We start from the raw sequence: 20,349 nt of genomic DNA on the forward strand, positions 1-20,349 counted from the left end.
CTATGACTTCAAGTCATACTGATATTGTAACTCGACTTCTGCATCGCTTGGAATGCCTTTTCTCGCGCCCATTTGTGGGCAGAGTCGTTGTCATACTTGGGGTGCCACATTAACCAATAGGTGTGCATTTCCGTATCAAATGGCAAAGAAAAATAGGCAGTATCGAGGTGCCGACCTAGGTTATAGGCGATATGTTCAGGCACTATCATCAGATAGTCGTCTTGCATTAATACGGTTCCAGCGGATGAAAAGAACGGAACCTGCAGAGCCACTCTTCGTTTAAGCCCTTTTTTCTTCAATGCTATGTCCGCGTAGCTGTCTTTATCTCCGCCACCTGTCACTTTGATGTGAGAGTAGCTGACGATATCTTCTGCACTCAAAGCCGATTGGTGGGCTAATGGGTGCGACTTGCGCATCAAACACACCGATTTATCTTCACCAAGCTTAATGCTTGAGACATGTTCAGGCTTTGTGGGAAACATACTGGAAGCCAAATGAATACCCGACTCGTTCAGAGCTTCAAGGTAATTTGGCTGCCACAAGCGGAAAGCCAAATTAATGTTCGGGGCTTCGGCGGACACCTCTGCAACAATAACAGGAAGAATATACTGAGCCACATAGTCACTCGAAGACAATACCAGTTCACCCTGCCAGTCTTGCGGTTCAAAGGGTTTATCGTCTAAAAGGTGATCGAACTCTCCAAGCAAGTCATCGAGTTTGCCTTTGAGCAACAAAGCACGGTTAGTCGGAACCAGTTTGTTGCCATCACGAACCAGTAAAGGATCGCCACATAGATCTCTAAGCTGAGCCAGTTGACGGCTCACCGCCGACTGCGTGATGTGCAAACGCTGAGCTGTTCGACTGACATGACACTCTTCGAGAAGCACATGCAGAGAGCGCAGTAGGTTTAAGTTGATATTGCCTAACATGAATGCACCGTCGCATTCTGTTTGTTAAAAAATTCCGTCAAGACAGTATGAGTCATGAGGTGTCGAAGCTCTGGATAGCTTTGCAGCTGGTCGCGGATTTGGTTCAAACGATCCATGCTTTCAACTTCAACATAAAGCATCATATCGGTCTCACCGCTAATAGAGTGGCACCATTGCACCTCATCAATACTCTGGATTCGTGTCGCGTAAGACTCACAACTATGGTCGCTGCTCGACATGTCGAACTTCAACAAGATGTAGGCGCACACATTCTTCGTTTGGTTGGGCTCTGCCACTTGAGCACAATAACCCGTAATCACTTTGTCGCTTTCCAGTTTCTTGATTCTGGCATTCACCGCCGAACGCGAGAGACTGACATCTCGGGCGATATCGCTCACTGAGCATCGTGCATTGGTTTTGAGAATATCCAAAATTTGGCGTTCAAATTTATCCATGCTTCTGATTCTTTCCATTTATTGTTCTATTTATAACGCCTAATTTGACACAACTTTCCTACTTATAACAGCCATTATGACAGCCGACACTTTCACGCTTAATCAAGTTAAAACCGTTAAATTGACGGTGTCTTAAGACGTTTCGCTAGCTGTATTATTGATGTCGACAATGTATGCTCTCATTCATAGCATCACCCAAACATCAGAAAACAGGCACAAGAAGGCCGATATGATAAGCCAATAGCTAGGAGAGCGAATGACACAACTCAAACAAGAAATCACGCTTATTTCAGGAATCGGACAACTCTCGACTACCTTGCTAGGCACTGGATTATTTATGATCCCTGCGATCGCAGCAGGCATTGCAGGACAGTTGTCACTACTCGCGTGGTTAATCCTGTTTATCGCTATTTGCCCGATTGCACTAACCTTTGCCGCACTAGGAAAACGCTACCCCAATGCAGGTGGCACGGCCTATTTTGTGCGTCAGGCATTCAGTGAGCGATTAGAAACCAGCGTAGCTTGGTTGTTTGTGAGTGTTATTCCTGTCGGTATTCCGGCTGCCATTGCATTGGCTGGAGGTTTTGCACAACAACTATTGCCAGCGCCACTCGACACGCCACTTGGCGCTCAGTCCTTTACCGTCGCTCTGCTTATTGCTGTCAATTTGATGGGCAGTAAGTCTTCTGGCCGCTTACAAACGGTGATTGCCTTGTCGATTTTCGCCTTGGTTAGCGCCTTTGTTTGGAAAGCCGACATCACAGCAGCTGACATCGCAGTTCCGACCATGACGTCCGATTCGATGTGGTCGATTGGCGCAGCCTTAGCGGTGATGTTTTGGTGCTTTGTCGGAATAGAAGCCTTTGCTCACATGGGAGAAGAATTTAAAAATCCACAGCGTGACTTTCCCATCGCAATCATTGCAGGGTGTTTCGTTGCGGGCATAGTGTACTGGGCTTGCTCGGTGGTTATTATCAAGCTAGGCGCTTATGGTTCACCTGAATTTGATGCTGCATCCATCCCGTGGGTAACAGAACAACTGTTTGGTAATGGCTTCAAAACCGTCATCAGTGTGCTGGGTTTCTTTGCTTGTTTTGCTAGCCTAAACCTTTACACACAAAGCTTGTCTCGTATGATTTGGGCTCAGGCTCGCCAACACAGTCCTGAAAGTAGAATGGCTCAACTCAATAGCCGTGGTGTGCCACTTTACCCAACCTTAGCAATTGGCTTTGTCGCGCTTATCTCTTGTGTGATTGGTGAGTTGTCTAATCTCGATCTCGAATTCTTTCTTAAACTCGCCAACGGTATTTTCGTTCTGGTTTATCTGCTTGCAATGTTAGCGGCTTGCCGATTACTGACTGGCGCATCTAGATACACCGCCATACTCTCACTGGTCATCTGTACCTTGGTGTTTATCTGTTTAAGCTGGTCGATGCTCTATGCCGTCACTATTTTTGTGACATTGTCACTCCCTTGGCGTAAGTGGCTAGGTAAAGGTAAAACTGTTTCTATCGACAAGTTGTAGCTTGTCGATAAATTATAAATAGCATCACCGCCGTTACTGATAAAAAAGCCGAGCGATCTGTTTGATCTTCGGCTTTATCTCAGCCAAACGAATATTTCCAAACCCCAACACCGCCCCATTCCAATCACGAGCATCACTTGATCCATATTCATAAAAGTCAAAAGGACGAATGATGATATTTTCAAGCTCTGCTCTACGACTCCACTCATGTTCAGATATGCCTTGATACCACTTCACGGTCACATGTAGCCCTGCCGCTTGGCTAATCACTTCAAGATCGCCATGAAACTCACTTTTAATCGCTTCTATCATCGCTTCATGCTTGAGTTTGTATGAACGACGCATCTTTCTAATATGACGCAATAAATCGCCTTCGCGAACAAAATCCGCCAAAGCTTCTTGTGTATGAGACGCCGTGTCTCCGGTGAGCGCGTCTTTAATCTCAAGACACTTCGCCACCAGACGTTCTGGCACTACTAAATAACCTAATCGGAGGCCATTGAACATCACCTTACTCAGAGAGCCGACATAGATGATGCGATCATCGAACCCTAACTTACCCGCCAAGCCTTGCATGCTTGTATAGGGACGATGAGCAAACTGGAACTCACTGTCGTAGTCATCTTCAATGATCCATGACTGATGTTTATTAGCCCAATCAATCAGTTTAAGGCGTTGATCAGTATTGAGGGTCGTGCCCATTGGGTATTGGTTACTCGGCGTGACATACAATGCCTTGGCGTTACTGGAGAGCACTTTTTCAATATCTAACCCAACCTTTTCACGCACACTCACACCGTCTAGCTCTAGTCTCAATAGATCGATAATTTTATGCACTTGTCGATAGCCCGGCTCTTCCACAAGGATTTTGTCGCCCATCGCTAACGTCGCCATTAATCCGATTGAGATGGCTTGCTGCGCACCAGCGGTGATGATGATTCTATCAGCACTACAATTAACCGAGCGACTACTCGCAAGATACCCGCTCAACGCTTCTCTCAAGGCCAAGCTTCCCTGAACCTCTTGATTGCCCGCAATGCTCTGACGTGTAGAGTGACGTTGCAGCAGCCTCTGCCATTTCGCAAAAGGGAATGCATCTAAGTCAGGAACTCCAGGGGCAAAGCTGCGGTTAATGTCGTTAGGTGTCTCTATGTTTGCACTCGACTTACTTATTACGCGCTTAACCTGTATACCCTGAACACTGTTTGACTGAGACAAACTTAGGAAGTGCTCGGGCTGTTCAACCGACACATAAAACCCTGAACCTTGCTTACTCTCGATATAACCTTCGGTAACCAGTTGTTCGTACGCGTAGATCACCGTGTTTCGACTCACCGATAACTCAACGGCCAACTTACGTGTTGAAGGTAACTTACTGCCCTTACTCCATAAATCGTGAACGATCTTTTCTCTGATCGCGTGAAACAAGGCGGTTTGGCGCGTGTCGTGTTGTTCGTCTAACTGTAGATCACCGACATCAATAGGCTGCATAACTGGATCCAAATAGTGTTTAAAAGTGGCTCTATTTAATAGACCAGTTAATCGCTACATTAATCAAAAGGCAATGATTAAGGAGCGATTATGTTATCTAACACGAAAAGAACCACGATTAAAAAAGGGGCTCACAAAGCCGTATTTGAACAAGAGAAACTGCACCAAATTATTGATGAGAGCTTAATCGCACACATTGCATTGCAGGGTGAACAAGGGCCAATGGTTATCCCGATGCTCGCGTGGCGAGTCGATGATATGGTCTACATTCATGGGGCTAAAAACAGTCGCTTACTAAAAGGGTTAAAAAAGGGAGAGCCCACCTGTTTAACGTTCACTTTGTTCGATGGTTGGGTATTGGCTCGTTCGGCATTTCATCACAGCGCGCATTATCGTTCTGCTGTGGTATTGGGATCATTTTCAGTCATCGATGACAACCAAGAAAAGGATCGCTTGTTAAATATCTTTATTGAGCAAATCGCGCCGGGCAGAACCGATGAAGTCAGGCTCAGTAATGAAAAAGAACTCACCGCAACCGAGTTGTTAGCGATCCCTTTAACGGAAGCCTCCGTGAAGATTGGTAAACATGGGGTGAATGATGATAAAGCTGATATGGATATCCCAGTTTGGGCTGGCGTATTGCCTTATCGAACGGTCGTAGGGCCATTAGAAACGGTTCCAGAGCAAGAAGGCATCATTGAAACACCAGATTACCAACAAGCCTATGGTGAGCGCTGGTATCAGAATTGATACACAAAGATGGTCAACTTAATAAAATTGTATACAATCTGAATTACAAAAATTTAACATGACATAATAATGTAATCAGACGATGAGAACGAATAAGGATATTCAACCATTTCAAGGCTTGCTCAATGGCATTGGGCAAGTCTATTTCACACCGTCTGTTATGACGTCGCTTCTGCTATTACTTGCCATTTCTATTGAGTCACTTGCACTGGCTTTTCTTACTTTGCTTGGCGCCAGTTGCAGCTATGCATTAGCCTTCTATGGCTATATGTACACCAACACCAACACCAACACCAACACCAACACCAACACCAACACCAACACCAACACCAACACCAACACCAACAAGGCAGCTTACGATATTGATAGTGGTATGTATGCGTTAAATGGGGCTTTAATTGGTTTATTTATCGGTAACTTTTTTGGTGTCACACCGTTATTGGTTCTAGTGACTGTGTTAGGCGCATTACTCACAGTCTCCATTGCCCACGTCGTATTCATTTTTGAGAAATATCGCGGTTACACTAGCGCCTTTATCCTCACCTCTTGGCTGATTTATGCTATCCAATCAACCTTGGATCTATCGGCATTTTCTCTATCCAGCTCCGCATTGATACCACTCATCAGTATTGAGGCTAACTCATGGTTCAACCTGCCGACAGTGGTTATCCCGTTGTTAAAGGGAATAAGCCAAGTCAGTTTCATCGAAAATGCATTGTCGGGGCTCGTTATCTTGGTTGCCATCGCACTTAACAACCTAAAGCATGCCATTTGGGTTGTGCTAGCAGTAATAATTAGCACCATTTTTAGTAAGATGATCGGTGCTTCTGGCGCGCTAATTGAGCAGGGTCTTTACGGGTACAACGCCATCCTTGCTACTTTAGCTCTTGTGCTCTATCCGCGAATCCCTTGGCCGTTAATCCTATTAGGCATTCTTTTGAGCTGCCTTGTTACACTTGGTTTTCATGAACTGTCACTACTGCCACTCACCGCCCCTTTTATTTTAAGTGTTTGGGCTGTGGTTTACTTGTCCAGCCTGATCCATAAACGAACCATAAGTTAGCTCTGCATAGTTACAGGCCGGTTTTTAGGCGCTCAACATATTGCTTGGGTGTCAAACCTCGATGTTTCTTAAACATCCGATTAAAGCTCGCGACGTTGGTATAACCTAACCTCGTCGCCACTTCTTCCACTGGCACTGAATACAACAATAGCTCCACCGCCACGTTACTTAACGCGTATCCCATGATGGTAGAAAAGTTAACACCCAATTTGTGTAATCGTCGTTGGAACTGCTGTTCAGAGAGCCCGAGTAGACTGGAAACTTTATGCAGCGTTGGCAGGCCGAAATGGCGACTATAATTGATCATCTCATAAGTCACTTTATGCTCATCCTCGGCGTCGGGCATGTTGAGATAATTGTCTAAGTCATGGAAGTTCATCGCCAAACTCATCTTGCCGACAGACGGTGATTGGTTGATCGACAACCTCAAGTGACTCGGTATCCAAATCTCAGTCCGTGGTTGGCCCCACTGAATATTGCACCCAAAGTACTCCTGATAAAGTTGCGTATTTTCGCGATAACCAGCGATAGATACTGCTGCAGGGGTAAAATCATCTCCCAAGTATCGTCTCAATATCTTCATCATAAAGATGGCGACTCGAATCGAGTCATGAACTTTACCAGTCTCAGAGTACGCCGGGTTGTCGTAACACCACTTGATGAGTTTACCGACTTGAGCGCCATAGAGAAAAGCACCAGACTGCAAACAGTGCAGGCCAATGTTAACTCGACGAATAGAAGAAGCCAGATCGTGTCCAGAGAAAAACCAGTTCGAGAGAGGACCTAGCCTTTCAATATCCACCCTATCAGCAAGCTTCAAGATAATATCAGAATCGCCTGTTTGCTGTTCAAGCAAGCCATACCATTTGTCCACTTCGCCAACGGGAATAAGGCTCATCGGGTTGTTAAATACCGACTTGGGGATACCTAATTGCTCTACATTCACGAACTTATTAGTCGTTGCGTGTTGGTAAATACCCAGAATTCCCAATGCTCTTAAGAAGTTACAATTGTTCATTAGCTACCATACTTAGAAGTCATTATTACAGATCAAATCATATTGACATTATTATTAAAGTAATTGGTAAATTTTCAACCTCTAAATCTGATATCAATCACACTCTGTGCTCAATTTAACCTAGGGTTTATCAATGAGTTTAGTGAGTGTCCCATTTGTCGGCACCGGCGCCGATACCGCTCTACACGTTGTAGCAGGCGTTGTATTAATCGGAACTATCGCTGCTGCATGTTACGGGTTCTGGCGTGTGCATGAATTACCAATCAATAAAGCTCACAGCAAAGAGCACCAACAACTCGGTTTGATCACCGCATTAACTTGGATTGGTTTTATCTGGCACTGGGTATGGGTACTCGCCGTCATCTTGGCCTTTGTTGATATGGAAAAAGCCATCATCAATCTGAGAGACACCTGGAAAGCGCCGCCAAAGTCTGATGTACCGCCGGAACAAAATGATAAAAATGAGGAGAACCCAGTATGTTAGAAGGTTTAGCTATTTGGGCACTGTTCATTTATTTACTGAGACTGGTCGGTATGCCTTGGAATAAAGGCACCAAAGCGTTTGCTTACTTAGGTGGTACATCTTGGTTGATGTTCGTATGGGTTGGGTTAATCAACTTTACTCCGATGGACCTATCTGGAGGATCGGTTGTTCAGTCTCCACATATTCAATTACGCCCGGACTCAACTGCGGTCACAGGAAAAACCACAAAGGTTCACATCAGCCCAAACCAAGATGTGGTTGAAGGGCAACTTCTTTACGAAATTGATGACACTAAATATGTGATTGCGAGAGACAAAGCAGGCGTTCAACTTGAGTCAACAAAAGTCGCTTTAGATACCGCTCGCCAAGAAGTCAGCATTGCTAAAATTAGCTATCAGTCGGCGCTAGAAGACATCAAAACATCTATTGCACAGATAGAGTCAGCAAAGACAGATCTAGTGTTGCAATCTAAGACCCTTGACCGTTACCAGAAACAAAACAGTGTTGTAGAACATACGATTACAGAAACTGACATCGACCAACAAACAGCAAAGGTAGACTTAGCGACGTATAACGTTACGACATTGGAATCTCAGCTTAGCAAGAAAGAAGTCGATGCCGAGAATGCGAAATTAAACATCCACAAGGCTGAAACCAATGTAAGCAAGAAGCAGACTGAGGTCGATTCAGCAAAAGCAACATTGGCACAAGCACAATGGGACTTGAACAGTACCAAAGTCACGGCACCGACTGACGGCTTTGTAACGAACTTTATCCTTCGTGAGGGTCAACGCGTTTCAATGATGCCTCGTATCCAGATGTATACCGAAGAGAAGTACGTATTGATGCGAGTCAATCACCAAGCGATTCGCAATGTTAAGGTGGGTCAACCAGCAGAATTTTCGACCGCGGTATACCCGGGAAAAATATTCTCTGCAACCGTAGAGGGCATTGTTGAAGCGACGGGTGAGGCACAAGCTAGCTTATTAGGTATTGATGAACAGGTTCGCGTTACCACAGGCAGAAACCTCCAAAACAAACACCACTTTGTCCGCTTAAAAATTGACGAAACGGAAGGTTACGATATTCCTGTCGGCTCCGTTGGACTAGCTTGGGTAAGCGGTGAGAAGCCAATTGGCTTTATGGGCTTCCTAGACGTAATACGCGGGATTATCATTCGAATGAAATCTCAGTTGTACTTCTTTTACTCAATCTAACTTAAGTAACAAGTAAATCAATACAAAGCCAGTATGCCCTTAAAGCATGCTGGCTTTTTTTTGGGGAAGAACAAAGACGAGTTAGTACTAGCTGTCGGCATAAAATACAAAATAGTTCCTATTACACAGCTTAGACAACCCATCCACACTTGCATAATGCATTTTTGTTTTGCGAATTTATAATTTTAAAACGCGAAAAATTAGCTTAAATACGCACCAAATTGCTATAAAACACCCATTTTACATCGTTTTAAAAGTTGGCACACTAACTGCAATGTATACATTGACCCTTCTTAAGCCGAGGGTCACCTAGCCAACTGACGTTGTTAGTGAACCTTTGTTGTTCACGATATATATAGGCCAATTGCGAATATTGCGATTGGCCATTTTTTTGCCTGTCATTTAAGAAACATCGCCCGCCCAATATACAGACACCCATTCATAAATATGATAATCAACATTCATAGCCAACTATGAACAACAGATACCTGATGCGTTATAGAAAACGTTTTCTATTTATTTTAATTAAAAAAAAACAAAACATAACCTTATGTTTTATATTGCTTTTAGTTCAATAACTGATTCCATACCGCTTTTATTGACAAAATTAGCATTGACTACGTGATTTATATCACCATAATGCGCACGTTTGCCTGCAATACGGCGACCGTTAAATTTAATTTTGATCATTTGCGGAGGTAAAAAATGGCTGCTGATAATAACTACAGTCTTGGGCCGGTTCCTACATCGGCTAGGAAAGGAGTCGCTTCACTCACCATGGTAATGCTTGGACTCACTTTCTTCTCTGCAAGTATGTGGACAGGTGGTTCACTCGGGACAGGTCTTTCATTCAACGATTTCTTCCTCGCCGTACTCATCGGTAACCTAATCCTCGGTATTTACACTTCTTTTCTTGGCTACATCGGCTCATCTACTGGCCTCTCTACTCACCTCCTTGCTCGTTTCTCTTTCGGTACTAAAGGCTCATGGCTTCCTTCTGCTTTACTTGGTGGTACACAAGTCGGTTGGTTTGGTGTGGGCGTGGCAATGTTTGCCATTCCGGTGCAGAAAGCCACGGGCATTGATACCAACACCTTGATTGTTATATCAGGCTTGTTGATGACGGGTACGGTGTACTTCGGTATTAAAGCACTCATGGTGCTTTCAGCGATTGCGGTTCCTGCCATTGCAATTCTGGGTGGTTACTCAGTACTGACTGCGGTAGACAGTGTTGGCGGGCTAGAACAGCTACAACTGATTGAGCCGGAGACACCAATGGACTTCTCAATGGCGTTAGCAATGGTTGTCGGTTCATTCGTGAGTGCAGGTACTTTAACTGCCGATTTCGTTCGCTTTGGTAAAAAGCCAGCAAGCGCAGTGTTAATTACCATGGTCGCATTCTTCATCGGTAACTCACTGATGTTTATCTTTGGCGCGGCAGGTGCAGCAGCGACGGGTCTCTCTGACATTTCAGATGTGATGATTGCGCAAGGACTACTTCTTCCAGCCATCATCGTTCTAGGCTTGAACATCTGGACAACCAATGAAAACGCACTTTATGCGTCAGGTCTTGGTTTATCTAACATCACAGGTCGCTCAAGTACTACAATGTCTATCATTAACGGTATCGTAGGTACGATTTTCGCGCTTTGGTTGTACAACAACTTCGTCGGCTGGTTAACCTTCCTTTCGCTGGCAATTCCACCCATTGGTGGCGTAATCATCGCCGACTTCTTTGCGAACCGTAAACGTTACAAAGATTTTGCAAAAGCAGAGTTCCAAACCGTTAACTGGGCTGGCATTATCGCGGTAGCAACAGGCGTAGCCGCCGGTCACTTCCTTCCTGGCATCGTTCCTTTGAATGCCGTGTTTGGTGGTGCAATCAGTTACCTCGTACTTAACCCTCTATTGAATAAAAACGCTCTGAAATCTCAGGCCGCTTAAGGACACACTATGACAACCTTATTAATCAAGAACGCGAAGCTTCAAGACCAAGACGGCTTGAAACAAATCCTGATTGAAAATGGTCAATTTTCTCGCATTCTCGATAATGACGCACCAGTCAATCATCAAGGTGACATCCTTGATGCTGAAGGTGGCATTGCAGTTTCTCCTTTCTGTGAACCGCATATTCACCTAGATACTACGCAAACGGCTGGCGAACCTAACTGGAACATCTCTGGTACTTTGTTTGAAGGTATTGAGCGTTGGGCTGAGCGTAAAGAATTGTTATCAATTGAAGACGTAAAGTCTCGTGCGAAACAAACACTGAAATGGCAGATTGCTAACGGTGTTCAACACGTGCGTACTCACGTTGATGTATCAGATCCGACGTTAGTTGCATTACGAGCGATGGTTGAAGTTCGTGAAGAGATGAAAGAGTGGGTCGACATCCAGATCGTTGCATTCCCTCAGGAAGGCATTCTTTCATACCCTAACGGCAAAGAATTGCTTGAAGAAGCTGTGAAGATCGGCGCTGACGTTATTGGTGCTATCCCTCACTTCGAATTCACTCGTGAGTACGGTATTGAATCTCTGCACTATGCGTTCGAGCTTGCACGCAAGTACGACTGCTTGATCGACGTTCACTGTGATGAAATCGATGATGAGCAATCTCGCTTCGTTGAAACACTGGCAGCCCTTGCTCATAAATTCGACATGGGTGATAAGGTAACGGCAAGCCATACTACAGCAATGGGGTCTTACAATGGTGCTTACGCATCTCGCCTATTCCGTCTATTAAAGATGTCTGGCATTAACTTCGTGGCAAACCCGTTAGTGAACATCCACTTACAAGGCCGTTTCGACGACTACCCGAAACGTCGTGGTGTGACTCGTGTTAAAGAGATGCTAGCGGCTAATATCAATGTGTGTTTCGGCCATGATGATGTGTTTGACCCATGGTACCCGCTGGGTACAGCGAATATGCTTCAAGTTCTGCACATGGGACTGCACGTAACACAAGTTATGGGCTACGACCAAATCAACACCTCTCTTGATTTAATCAGCAAGAACTCAGCTCGTACATTGAACATCCAAGACAACTACGGTATTGAAGAAGGTAAGCCAGGAAGCCTGCTAATTCTTCCTGCTGACGATGGCTTTGATGCCGTGCGCCGCCAAGTACCAGTGCAGTACTCTATCCGCCACGGCAAGGTAATCGCAGAGACTCAACCAGCGAAAACAAAAATTAATTTAGATAAAACTGAAGATATCAACTTCAAACGATAATATCGTCTATACTAATGATGAAAGGGAGGCTTAGGCTTCCTTTTTACTTTGTCATGGCGTGTGATTTTATAAAACTATCAGCTATTTCAGGTGGTTTTGTTAACGAGCACAACATGACAAAAAAACTCGCTGATTTCTCAATCAATGAGTGTACAACCGGAAAGACTGTGTTAACATGCACTCGCTCTGTTAGCCGGAGTTATTTAAGTTAGATGAATAGTAAAAAATGACATGTAAAATCGTTACCCGTTTTTGTAAGTAGTTTTTCCTTATTTCTTAGCAACATTAAATAATTCAATTATCAGCGCATTGCAGTAATGCAATCAACAATTTAGAAAATTTATGAATAAGGGACAAATTATGTCTAACACAAATACTGGCACTGTAAAATGGTTTAACGAAGAGAAAGGTTTCGGTTTCATTTCTCAAGACAACGGCGGTGCTGACGTATTCGTACACTTCCGTGCAATCGCTTCAGAAGGTTTCAAAACTCTGAAAGAAGGCCAAAAGGTTTCTTTCGAAGTTGAAAACGGTCAAAAAGGCCTACAAGCAGCAAACGTTGTTGCTCAATAATTAGCTTTTAGCTAAAAAGAATTTTAAAGCGCTGATTTTTATCGGCGCTTTTTTGTATCTGCTCATAAATATTTTCATCCTTTCCCTCTCTCGATTCAAATTTCTGGGTCACTTCTTCAATCGAGTTGCTTCTCCAATCGATTCTGAGATCACAGTGCTCTCCCGAACTAAGGTTTTAATACAAAACTCAACTTATGTTCCATAGTGAATAACCAAAAATATGGTTAAAGAACAATCCATTAGACACCATTTATGAATACGCAATCGATATTCATAATAAAAATGAGTTATTTATCCAATCCTCATCTATTAATCATATAATTTTTAAAGCAAAGACCTGCGAAATCCGCTAACCTTGTCCACAAGTGGCTTGAGTTAGTTTGGTATCTGCAGTAAAAATAATGAAAAAAGACGAATTCCAGAAATCCACCGCTAATCTAAAAAAAGCGGTACCTCTTATGATGAAGAACAGAGTGTCTACCACACCTGCAAATTACGCACTTTGGTACACCTATGTCGATAATGCTATCCCACAGCTAACTAAAGACATGGATGGTGTTTTAGAACACTACGGCATTTGTCCTCCAGCCGTTGGTGAGCAGCTTTACAACAATTACGTTGCGAGCAAATCTGAAACCAATATCAACGATCTTCGCGCTAACCTAGAACTGTTAGTTTCTGAAGTTTCGAATTCAATGAATGATACTCTCACCGATACCTCAGCTTTCTCCGACATGATCGATCAAAGCTTCGAGGATTTGGCTCGTGTTGATAATGAAAGTTTATCGATCGACGAAGTCATGTCGTTGGTTCGCCAGTTGGTTTCTGAGTCTCGTCATATTCGTCATTCTACTCAGTTTCTGAATTCTCAGCTGCACTCTGCTACATCAGAAATTTCCAAGCTTAAAACCCAACTTGTAGAAGTGCAGAAAGATGCGCTCTTTGACAGTACAACGACACTCTATAACCGTCGCTCTTTCGACCGTGATATAGAAACCTTGTGTGAAGCAAAAGAATCTTTGTGTTTGATTCTTCTCGACATCGATCATTTTAAAAATTTCAATGACACCTATGGCCACTTGTTTGGCGATATGGTTCTTAAAGGGATAGCTCGCAAGCTGAAGTTAAGTTGCCGTGAAGGTATTTCTGCGTATCGGTTTGGTGGTGAAGAGTTCGCACTCATCGTGCCAAACAAGTCTTTGCGTATTGCTCGTCAGCTCGCTGATACTAATCGACGCTCTCTAGAAAAGCTGTCTATTAAAGATCGTCGCAGTGGTCAACAAGTCGGCAGTATCACCGCATCGTTTGGTGTCGCTGAACTTGAGCCCGGTGAGTCGGCGCAATCACTGATCGAACGAGCTGATAAGCTACTTTACGAAGCGAAATCACTTGGCCGCAACCGAGTCATGCCTCTTTAAGGTTTCACAGCTGGTTCTGCTCAATAAGAACCCGTGAACGCGAACTGATATACATTTAAAAAAGAACAACAAAAAGCCCCAAAGACTAACTAGTACGTTAATCTTTGGGGCTTTTTCGTTGGCTATGTATATCGGCTTAGTACTTACTGGGTTCAAACCCTTCAGCGTTCCAAACCTTATCTCATGCGACTAAAGTTGGTAGCAGTAATTCAGACAGTAATCTTCACCACTCTTTGCTCTAAACTCTTTATCTTCGCTGCATGCCTTTGGTTTGCCCTTTGCATCACCTTGAATCAAACTGATCCAGTGGCGCATTGCTGCAATGGTCTCTTCGCGCATTGTGGTCGTTGCTTCCACTGGCGATTGACCGAACGTGGTGCATGATTCTAACTGAATATCATCGATCTCTACCAATTCAATACACCCCGTCCCTTTATGACATCCAAACATCACTTCTAAGTGACTGCCACTGCCATCTCGGAACAAGATAGAGTCTGGGTCATTCTTCTCACCCATGTACGCTACAAACTGTTTAGGGTGCTTTAGGCCGCTGTGCTGACCATCTTTAAAGTAAGCCATGATATGGCGGTAATCAACTACGTAGCTGGTTACGTCTTGATGTGAACCATTCTCTAGTGGGAACAGTCGGTCAAGCAGCTGTTTTGCTTTCACTTGCTTCTCTGTTTGCTGGTTGGCACTGATTGTCTCCACGGCAAAGACAGCTTCAGCGATAAATGGTTTTGATTGTTTTTGGATTTCTGTTTTATCGAATGTAAGCATATTCATAGTCTTTCCCTCTTGACTAGCCCGGTGATAACCACCGATTTCTACAGCAAAAATGTGTCCTAGAGCAATTATTCCAAACTAACGTTTAACTTATTTGTCATTTTGTGAATTGCTTAGTTTGTAGATTAGCGCTTTTTTACATACAATTTCACAACAAAAATTTTACAATGTGAATTTTACAAATATGGCCTTGTCAAAAAGTTTAGTTCGTCAGTCTCATTTCCTAGGTACGAAAATACGTAACCTAAGAAAACGTAACCATTTAACGATGGAAGATCTGTCTGCGCGTTGTATTCGAATCAACCCAGAATACGCACCTTCCGTTTCTTACCTTTCAATGATTGAACGTGGAAAGCGTGTGCCAAGCATCGACATGCTGGAAGTGATTGCGCAGGTTTTTCAGAAGACCCCAACGTGGTTCCTCGACGACGAATCAGAACAACAAGCCATTGCACCTGACAAAGGGAATCGTGGTGGGATAAGTGGCATGGCACTCGAGCCTAGCTTTCTTTTCTCCAACGACATCCTGCAGATTGCGATTCCTGAAATGCTGTCACAAACGGGGATCTCTGGCCGTCAGTTTGCTCACCTCTTGATTAGGGCACACCAAGAAAGCAACCAGAACCACTTTCCTGACCTTGAGCGCGCCGCAGAAGAGGTTGGCCTAAAACGTCTTAACCTGAGCGTAGAAGACCTTATAGACATCGCTAGAACCCTTGGTATTAACATCCGCTGGGTTACGCGCACGCCGCAGGACGTGGTTGATGAGCTAGGAATCAATGCCAAGCAACTGGTTACTTCATTCTTTGAGCCTCCCGGTACGATCTTTTTAAACGAAATTCTCAAAGAGTACCCCACTCGTCTGAAATACGATCTCTCGGTTTATATCGGCCATTGCATTCTGCATAGCAAAGAAGGGTTAAAGAGTGTGTTGTCGGTCGGTAACAACAACACATGGGATGACAACCAGATTTCAGGCTCTTCACAGCTGAACTCTCAAGACATTCTGCAAGCGTGGCGAGACTTTGAATCCAGTTTCTTTGCAGGAGCACTTCTGTGCCCTAAAGTCCCGTTTAGACAGCTGCTTGACCGCACTGGTTACGAAATAGACGTTCATAAGAGAGCGGGGGTTTCCCCCTCTGTTGCGATGCGTAGAATGACGGTAGTATCGCCCTACCCTCACTGGCACTACTTTGATGCTTATGGGCCGGGGAAACTCAAGGCGGTATACCGCGGGAACGGGATTCCACTGCCTTGGGGGAATATGAGAACGGTCGCCGACCCATGTCAACATTGGGCAGTGTTCCGTCGATTATCAGAACCTCGGGCGGGTAGCTCAGCTCAGATCTCCATTTTAAATGTAGGAGATGAGCCAAGAATCTATTGCTGTGAATCCATCAATATGACGGATCCTGCGGGTAACAATCGTGTGTTGTGTGCTGGTATAGACTTAAACCCAGCGATTGATGCTCAAGGCGGTAATTCAAGAGATATTGCAGAGCAGCTTAAGGCGTCATGCGTCAACAATGGTGGCTCTGTGGTAATCCCACGTAACATCAAGAAAGATCTCACGACAATAGCCAAGATTCTAAATATAAATTGGATTGAACGTGGGATTGAGACAGAGGCTAGGCTTATCTGCTCCAGAGGTGGAGAGTGCCCTCGCCAACCAAGCTGTTACTCGAAGTGTGGTGAGTAAAAAAGTAAAACCAACAAGTAGAACTCAAAATTCAGGCAAAAAAAAACCAACCACAATAAAGGTGATTGGTCATATATTTTGTGTGAACAATATGGGTTCACTAACAACGTCAGTTGGCTAGGTGACCCTCGGCTTAAGAAGGGTCACCATTACTAATGCAGCATACGTGCCAACTTTTAAAGCACGTATTTACTAAGCATCTGAACACGTATTGGCCGTAAATCCCTGCTTGTTTTGCAAACTGGAATTGCAAATTGCAAAGATCCACAAAAACGCTAGTGATTATGTTGTTATTAATAAATCATTAACGAATCATTACCTTTCCTCTCAATAGCGTATTTCTTCTTGATTCAGTCGTTTTTACGGCCAAGAAATCACTTCTAATTCCCCAAATAATACCCATAAAAAAACGCGAACATTGAAATTCAATATTCGCGCTTATTCGAGTTAAATTGCAGAAATTCGCTAATAAACGAGAACCTTCTTAAAAAGTAATTCTCGTTGCTGAACCGCTACAAAGCTACCTTATCAACCTTTTGGTCTACCAAAGAGCTACTATTTCTGAGGTGCAGGCTTAGAACGGCTTCTAGATGGTGAAGGCTTGTTACCTGTAGGCTTATTACCTGCTGGTTTGCTCGAGCCATTACCGCCACCGAAACCAGACTTCTTAGGTTTACCTGCACCAGCAGGCTTACCAGAACTATTCGTAGAAGGCTTGTTTGCCGCATTACCACGCTTATAGTTACTGCCATTATTTCTTAAAGATTTGTCATCACCCGCAACTGTTGAGTTGCTGTCAGAAGCTTTGTTGCCTGAGTTCGGCTTGTTCGCATTAGGCTTACGCTTAGGAGCAGAACCTGAACCAGAAACATGACGCTTGTTCTTACCTGCTGGTTTGTGCCCGCGAGCATTCTCACCAGAACGTTGACCATCAGAGTGTTCACGCGTCTTTTTCGGCTTCTTAGGCTTAATCGGACGCGAATCCAAACGAGATTCTGGCAACTTGTTTACAGGTGCAAAACCTTCAAGTTCACGGCGCTCAAGCACTTGCTGAATAAGGCGCTCGATACCAAACAGTTCACCTACTTCATCAGCACAAACCAATGAAATTGCCTTACCCACTTCACCAGCACGGCCAGTACGACCAATACGGTGAACGTAATCTTCTGATACGTTTGGAAGGTCGAAATTCACTACTTGAGGCAGTTGCGGAATATCGATACCACGCGCTGCGATATCAGTCGCCACCAATACTCGTACCTTACCCGTTTTGAAGTTCTCTAGGGCTTTAGTACGCGCGCCTTGGCTCTTGTTACCATGAATAGGAGCCGCTGAGATGCCTTGCTCGTCAAGGAAGTGTGAAAGCTTGTTTGCGCCATGTTTCGTTTTGCTAAACACAAGCACTTGTCGCCAATCATTATCTTTGATGAGCTTCGCTAGCATTGCGCTTTTTTTCTTTTTATCTACTGGGTAGATGCTTTGCTCAACAGTTGGTGCCGTTGAGTTTGCAGGGCTTACCGAGATTTCAACTGGGTTGTTGACTAAGCCTTTCGCCAAGCCACGAATATCATCAGAGAACGTCGCTGAGAACAATAGGTTCTGGCGCTTCTTAGGTAGAAAAGCCAAGATCTTACGGATATCGCGAATGAAGCCCATGTCTAGCATGCGGTCAGCTTCATCTAGCACTAGAATTTCTAGTTGATCAAAACGCACAGCATTTTGGTTGTATAGGTCAAGTAGACGACCCGGTGTTGCTACCAGTACATCACTACCTTTACGCAGTTTTTGCATCTGAGGGTTAATTTTCACACCACCAAACACCACCGTAGAAGTAAGAGGTAAGTTAATACCGTACTTCACTACGCTGCCATTCACTTGCGCAGCAAGCTCACGGGTTGGTGTTAGCACTAGCGCACGTACTTGGTTCTGACGTACGCGAGGGCCTTTTGACAACATTTCAAGAATAGGTAGCGTGAAGCCTGCAGTTTTACCTGTACCTGTTTGAGCAGCGGCCATAACATCTTTGCCCGTTAGGACAGCAGGTACGGCTTTCTCTTGTATTGGTGATGGCTTATCGTAACCTTGTGCTTCAATAGCTTTAAGGATCGGTTCAGAAAGGCCCAGGGAGGTAAAACTCATAGATTATTTTCTCAGTTGAATAACATTTAGTATGAGCAACGCGCAGAAAGAAGTCGTTGCTACAGCTTTCGCTCATCAATTGGATTGATAAGGAGCAAAGCGCGGTATTCTGAGGCTTTTCCCCACATTCAGCAACTAAATTCTAATCACAGCTCCAATTCAACCTACATAACTTGTCGCTTCTGTTCGTACATTTTTTCATCAGCCGCTTTCAAGAGTGCATCGACATCATCGTAGTTATTGTTATGAATAACCCAACCAACACTGATTCGCAGATAAATTGAGTCAGTCTCATAGACCACTGGTGTCGTACATATCACCTTACGAAGTTTAGCCACAATCGACGATACATGTTGATCATCGATGATGCGTGGCAATAAAACTAAAAACTCATCGCCTCCTATCCTTGCCACGATGTCTGAACCGCGCAACTCACTCTTTATACGCTTGGCACATTCAACTAACACCTGATCGCCGGCCGCATGACCAAACGTGTCGTTGATCGCTTTAAACCCATCCAGATCGATATTGACAACCGCAAAGGTTCTCGCTCTCTGCTTTTGAGTGGTTTTAAATGCCTGCTTGAGGCTGTACATGAAGTATCGACGATTCGGTAACATCGTGAGCTCATCATGCATAGAACGGCTATCAGCAATTAGATACAGGCGATAAATAGTCATAAAGGCAATCGCTAGCACTAACATTATGGAGTAGCCCACCAGCCTTACCGCTTGAACTCGATACCAAGGCACGTCCATCAATACATGCTCACTACCGGAGAGAGCAAGGTACCAACCACCGTAAGGAAAGCTCACCTGCTCGGTGGCAAACGCATTATCGAACACATCCTGGGTGCCATAAAAAACAGGGCCATCTTTACCCGAACTGTTGGCACCGCGAATTGCGAGTTCGTACTTGTTCTCGATTTTCCCAATTCCGACATCTTCAAACAGCTCATCTAAGCCAATAACAGCACTGGATACACCCCAATAGTCTTGATTAAAAGGTGGGTCTCGAAAGATCGGAGTTCGCGTAATGAGGGCTTGACCACCTTGAAACAATTCAAAAGGCCCAGCAATAAAAGTGTTACCGAGATTACGGGCTATCTCAACAGACTCCCATTGATTGGGATAATCGCGATAATTAATACCAAGAATCTGCTCATTGCCTTCCATAGGGTAAACAAAGTTTAGAATGTCGTCTTTGGCGAGCCCAATAAGTCGAATATGGAAGCCATCTTGAATGATATTCTCAGCAATCTTGTCCCAATTTTTCACCTCGCCATCAGGGTTGATGGTCACTAAGGTCGAGAAATTGTTGAGGATATACATATCTGACACGATCGCGGCTTCAATCCGAGAACGAATAATGGATAATTGTTTTTTTCCCTCTGAATACGATTCATTTTTAAGAAAAGTTAATTGCTTGGCGTGAAAGAACTCAATCGCGCTCACTATCGCAAGGAAAAAGAGAAAAGATACAACCTTAGCAGACCACTGCTTGCTAGAACCACTTGGCATTTACGAACCTCTAACACTTTTGTTCTATATACTGCCTTATAACGGCTCATT

17 protein-coding genes are annotated in these 20,349 nt (G+C 44.2%); 10 read left to right on the forward strand and 7 right to left on the reverse strand.

Going from position 1 to position 20,349, the window contains the following annotated elements; genetic code table 11:
* Nucleotides 1–8: 8 nt before the first annotated feature.
* Together AACU28_RS07050 and AACU28_RS07055 are read right to left on the reverse strand one after the other, a co-directional pair.
* Entirely contained in the window at nucleotides 9–929 is a 921-nt protein-coding gene (locus AACU28_RS07050) for a LysR family transcriptional regulator (protein WP_004730031.1), read from the reverse strand.
* Nucleotides 923–1,384 (reverse strand): Lrp/AsnC family transcriptional regulator, encoded by a 462-nt coding sequence (locus AACU28_RS07055; protein WP_121602658.1) that lies wholly within the window; start codon nucleotides 1,382–1,384, stop codon nucleotides 923–925. The genes AACU28_RS07050 and AACU28_RS07055 overlap by 7 nt, the downstream gene beginning before the upstream one ends.
* A gap of 256 nt (nucleotides 1,385–1,640) precedes the next feature.
* On the opposite strand from AACU28_RS07055, the gene yjeH reads away from it, so the two are divergent.
* On the forward strand, nucleotides 1,641–2,909 hold the full coding sequence (yjeH, locus tag AACU28_RS07060) for an L-methionine/branched-chain amino acid transporter (protein WP_108118109.1): 1,269 nt from the start codon (nucleotides 1,641–1,643) through the stop codon (nucleotides 2,907–2,909).
* 33 nt (nucleotides 2,910–2,942) lie between these two features.
* Here yjeH and pdxR read toward each other — a convergent pair whose 3' ends face one another.
* Nucleotides 2,943–4,400 (reverse strand): MocR-like pyridoxine biosynthesis transcription factor PdxR, encoded by a 1,458-nt coding sequence (gene pdxR, locus AACU28_RS07065; protein WP_121602659.1) that lies wholly within the window; start codon nucleotides 4,398–4,400, stop codon nucleotides 2,943–2,945.
* A 90-nt stretch (nucleotides 4,401–4,490) separates the two neighbouring features.
* On the opposite strand from pdxR, the gene AACU28_RS07070 reads away from it, so the two are divergent.
* Both AACU28_RS07070 and AACU28_RS07075 read left to right on the forward strand, forming a co-directional pair.
* A complete protein-coding gene (locus AACU28_RS07070) occupies nucleotides 4,491–5,150 on the forward strand; it encodes a pyridoxamine 5'-phosphate oxidase family protein (protein WP_102394154.1) in 660 nt (219 codons plus the stop codon).
* An 82-nt stretch (nucleotides 5,151–5,232) separates the two neighbouring features.
* Nucleotides 5,233–6,213: an urea transporter gene (locus AACU28_RS07075; RefSeq protein ID WP_121602660.1), complete on the forward strand. Its 981-nt coding sequence runs from the start codon at nucleotides 5,233–5,235 to the stop codon at nucleotides 6,211–6,213.
* 10 nt (nucleotides 6,214–6,223) lie between these two features.
* Here AACU28_RS07075 and AACU28_RS07080 read toward each other — a convergent pair whose 3' ends face one another.
* Nucleotides 6,224–7,231, reverse strand: a complete 1,008-nt coding sequence (locus AACU28_RS07080) for an AraC family transcriptional regulator (protein ID WP_061023211.1) — start codon at nucleotides 7,229–7,231, stop codon at nucleotides 6,224–6,226.
* 133 nt (nucleotides 7,232–7,364) lie between these two features.
* Between AACU28_RS07080 and AACU28_RS07085 the strand changes: the two genes are divergently transcribed.
* From AACU28_RS07085 to AACU28_RS07110, 6 genes are all read left to right on the forward strand, one after another.
* A complete protein-coding gene (locus AACU28_RS07085) occupies nucleotides 7,365–7,715 on the forward strand; it encodes an MFS transporter (RefSeq protein WP_102488346.1) in 351 nt (116 codons plus the stop codon).
* A complete protein-coding gene (locus AACU28_RS07090; RefSeq protein ID WP_017082492.1) occupies nucleotides 7,709–8,932 on the forward strand; it encodes an HlyD family secretion protein in 1,224 nt (407 codons plus the stop codon). The genes AACU28_RS07085 and AACU28_RS07090 overlap by 7 nt, the downstream gene beginning before the upstream one ends.
* Nucleotides 8,933–9,637: 705 nt before the next feature.
* A complete protein-coding gene (codB, locus tag AACU28_RS07095) occupies nucleotides 9,638–10,876 on the forward strand; it encodes a cytosine permease (protein WP_032555454.1) in 1,239 nt (412 codons plus the stop codon).
* Between the two features lie 9 nt (nucleotides 10,877–10,885).
* On the forward strand, nucleotides 10,886–12,163 hold the full coding sequence (locus tag AACU28_RS07100; RefSeq protein WP_004730011.1) for a cytosine deaminase: 1,278 nt from the start codon (nucleotides 10,886–10,888) through the stop codon (nucleotides 12,161–12,163).
* Between the two features lie 360 nt (nucleotides 12,164–12,523).
* Nucleotides 12,524–12,736: a transcription antiterminator/RNA stability regulator CspE gene (gene cspE / locus AACU28_RS07105; protein WP_004730009.1), complete on the forward strand. Its 213-nt coding sequence runs from the start codon at nucleotides 12,524–12,526 to the stop codon at nucleotides 12,734–12,736.
* Nucleotides 12,737–13,137: 401 nt separating this feature from the next.
* Nucleotides 13,138–14,154 (forward strand): GGDEF domain-containing protein, encoded by a 1,017-nt coding sequence (locus tag AACU28_RS07110; RefSeq protein WP_004730002.1) that lies wholly within the window; start codon nucleotides 13,138–13,140, stop codon nucleotides 14,152–14,154.
* A 189-nt stretch (nucleotides 14,155–14,343) separates the two neighbouring features.
* Here the strand turns inward: AACU28_RS07110 and AACU28_RS07115 are convergent, their stop codons facing one another.
* Nucleotides 14,344–14,940, reverse strand: coding sequence for a malate synthase (locus AACU28_RS07115; RefSeq protein ID WP_054547138.1), 597 nt, complete (start codon nucleotides 14,938–14,940; stop codon nucleotides 14,344–14,346).
* A 169-nt stretch (nucleotides 14,941–15,109) separates the two neighbouring features.
* Here AACU28_RS07115 and AACU28_RS07120 point away from each other — a divergent pair, with 169 nt between their 5' ends.
* Complete coding sequence (locus AACU28_RS07120; RefSeq protein WP_017079615.1) at nucleotides 15,110–16,639, forward strand: DUF3612 domain-containing protein; 1,530 nt, start codon at nucleotides 15,110–15,112, stop codon at nucleotides 16,637–16,639.
* A gap of 555 nt (nucleotides 16,640–17,194) precedes the next feature.
* On the opposite strand, the gene AACU28_RS07125 is transcribed toward AACU28_RS07120, so the two are convergent.
* Nucleotides 17,195–18,778: a DEAD/DEAH box helicase gene (locus tag AACU28_RS07125; RefSeq protein ID WP_054543020.1), complete on the reverse strand. Its 1,584-nt coding sequence runs from the start codon at nucleotides 18,776–18,778 to the stop codon at nucleotides 17,195–17,197.
* Between the two features lie 164 nt (nucleotides 18,779–18,942).
* Nucleotides 18,943–20,298: a diguanylate cyclase gene (locus tag AACU28_RS07130; RefSeq protein WP_121602661.1), complete on the reverse strand. Its 1,356-nt coding sequence runs from the start codon at nucleotides 20,296–20,298 to the stop codon at nucleotides 18,943–18,945.
* Nucleotides 20,299–20,349 lie beyond the last annotated feature (51 nt).

The organism is Vibrio sp. SBT000027 (assembly GCF_963894355.1).
Lineage (GTDB): Bacteria > Pseudomonadota > Gammaproteobacteria > Enterobacterales > Vibrionaceae > Vibrio > Vibrio splendidus.

Coding starts and splice junctions, on each gene's coding strand:
- yjeH (WP_108118109.1), top strand. CDS start 1,641: ATGACACAACTCAAACAAGAAATCACGCTTATTTCAGGAATCGGACAA.
- AACU28_RS07130 (WP_121602661.1), bottom strand. CDS start 20,298: ATGCCAAGTGGTTCTAGCAAGCAGTGGTCTGCTAAGGTTGTATCTTTT.
- AACU28_RS07050 (WP_004730031.1), bottom strand. CDS start 929: ATGTTAGGCAATATCAACTTAAACCTACTGCGCTCTCTGCATGTGCTT.
- AACU28_RS07100 (WP_004730011.1), top strand. CDS start 10,886: ATGACAACCTTATTAATCAAGAACGCGAAGCTTCAAGACCAAGACGGC.
- codB (WP_032555454.1), top strand. CDS start 9,638: ATGGCTGCTGATAATAACTACAGTCTTGGGCCGGTTCCTACATCGGCT.
- pdxR (WP_121602659.1), bottom strand. CDS start 4,400: ATGCAGCCTATTGATGTCGGTGATCTACAGTTAGACGAACAACACGAC.
- AACU28_RS07055 (WP_121602658.1), bottom strand. CDS start 1,384: ATGGATAAATTTGAACGCCAAATTTTGGATATTCTCAAAACCAATGCA.
- AACU28_RS07070 (WP_102394154.1), top strand. CDS start 4,491: ATGTTATCTAACACGAAAAGAACCACGATTAAAAAAGGGGCTCACAAA.
- AACU28_RS07110 (WP_004730002.1), top strand. CDS start 13,138: ATGAAAAAAGACGAATTCCAGAAATCCACCGCTAATCTAAAAAAAGCG.
- AACU28_RS07080 (WP_061023211.1), bottom strand. CDS start 7,231: ATGAACAATTGTAACTTCTTAAGAGCATTGGGAATTCTGGGTATTTAC.
- AACU28_RS07085 (WP_102488346.1), top strand. CDS start 7,365: ATGAGTTTAGTGAGTGTCCCATTTGTCGGCACCGGCGCCGATACCGCT.
- AACU28_RS07115 (WP_054547138.1), bottom strand. CDS start 14,940: ATGAATATGCTTACATTCGATAAAACAGAAATCCAAAAACAATCAAAA.
- AACU28_RS07090 (WP_017082492.1), top strand. CDS start 7,709: ATGTTAGAAGGTTTAGCTATTTGGGCACTGTTCATTTATTTACTGAGA.
- AACU28_RS07075 (WP_121602660.1), top strand. CDS start 5,233: ATGAGAACGAATAAGGATATTCAACCATTTCAAGGCTTGCTCAATGGC.
- cspE (WP_004730009.1), top strand. CDS start 12,524: ATGTCTAACACAAATACTGGCACTGTAAAATGGTTTAACGAAGAGAAA.
- AACU28_RS07125 (WP_054543020.1), bottom strand. CDS start 18,778: ATGAGTTTTACCTCCCTGGGCCTTTCTGAACCGATCCTTAAAGCTATT.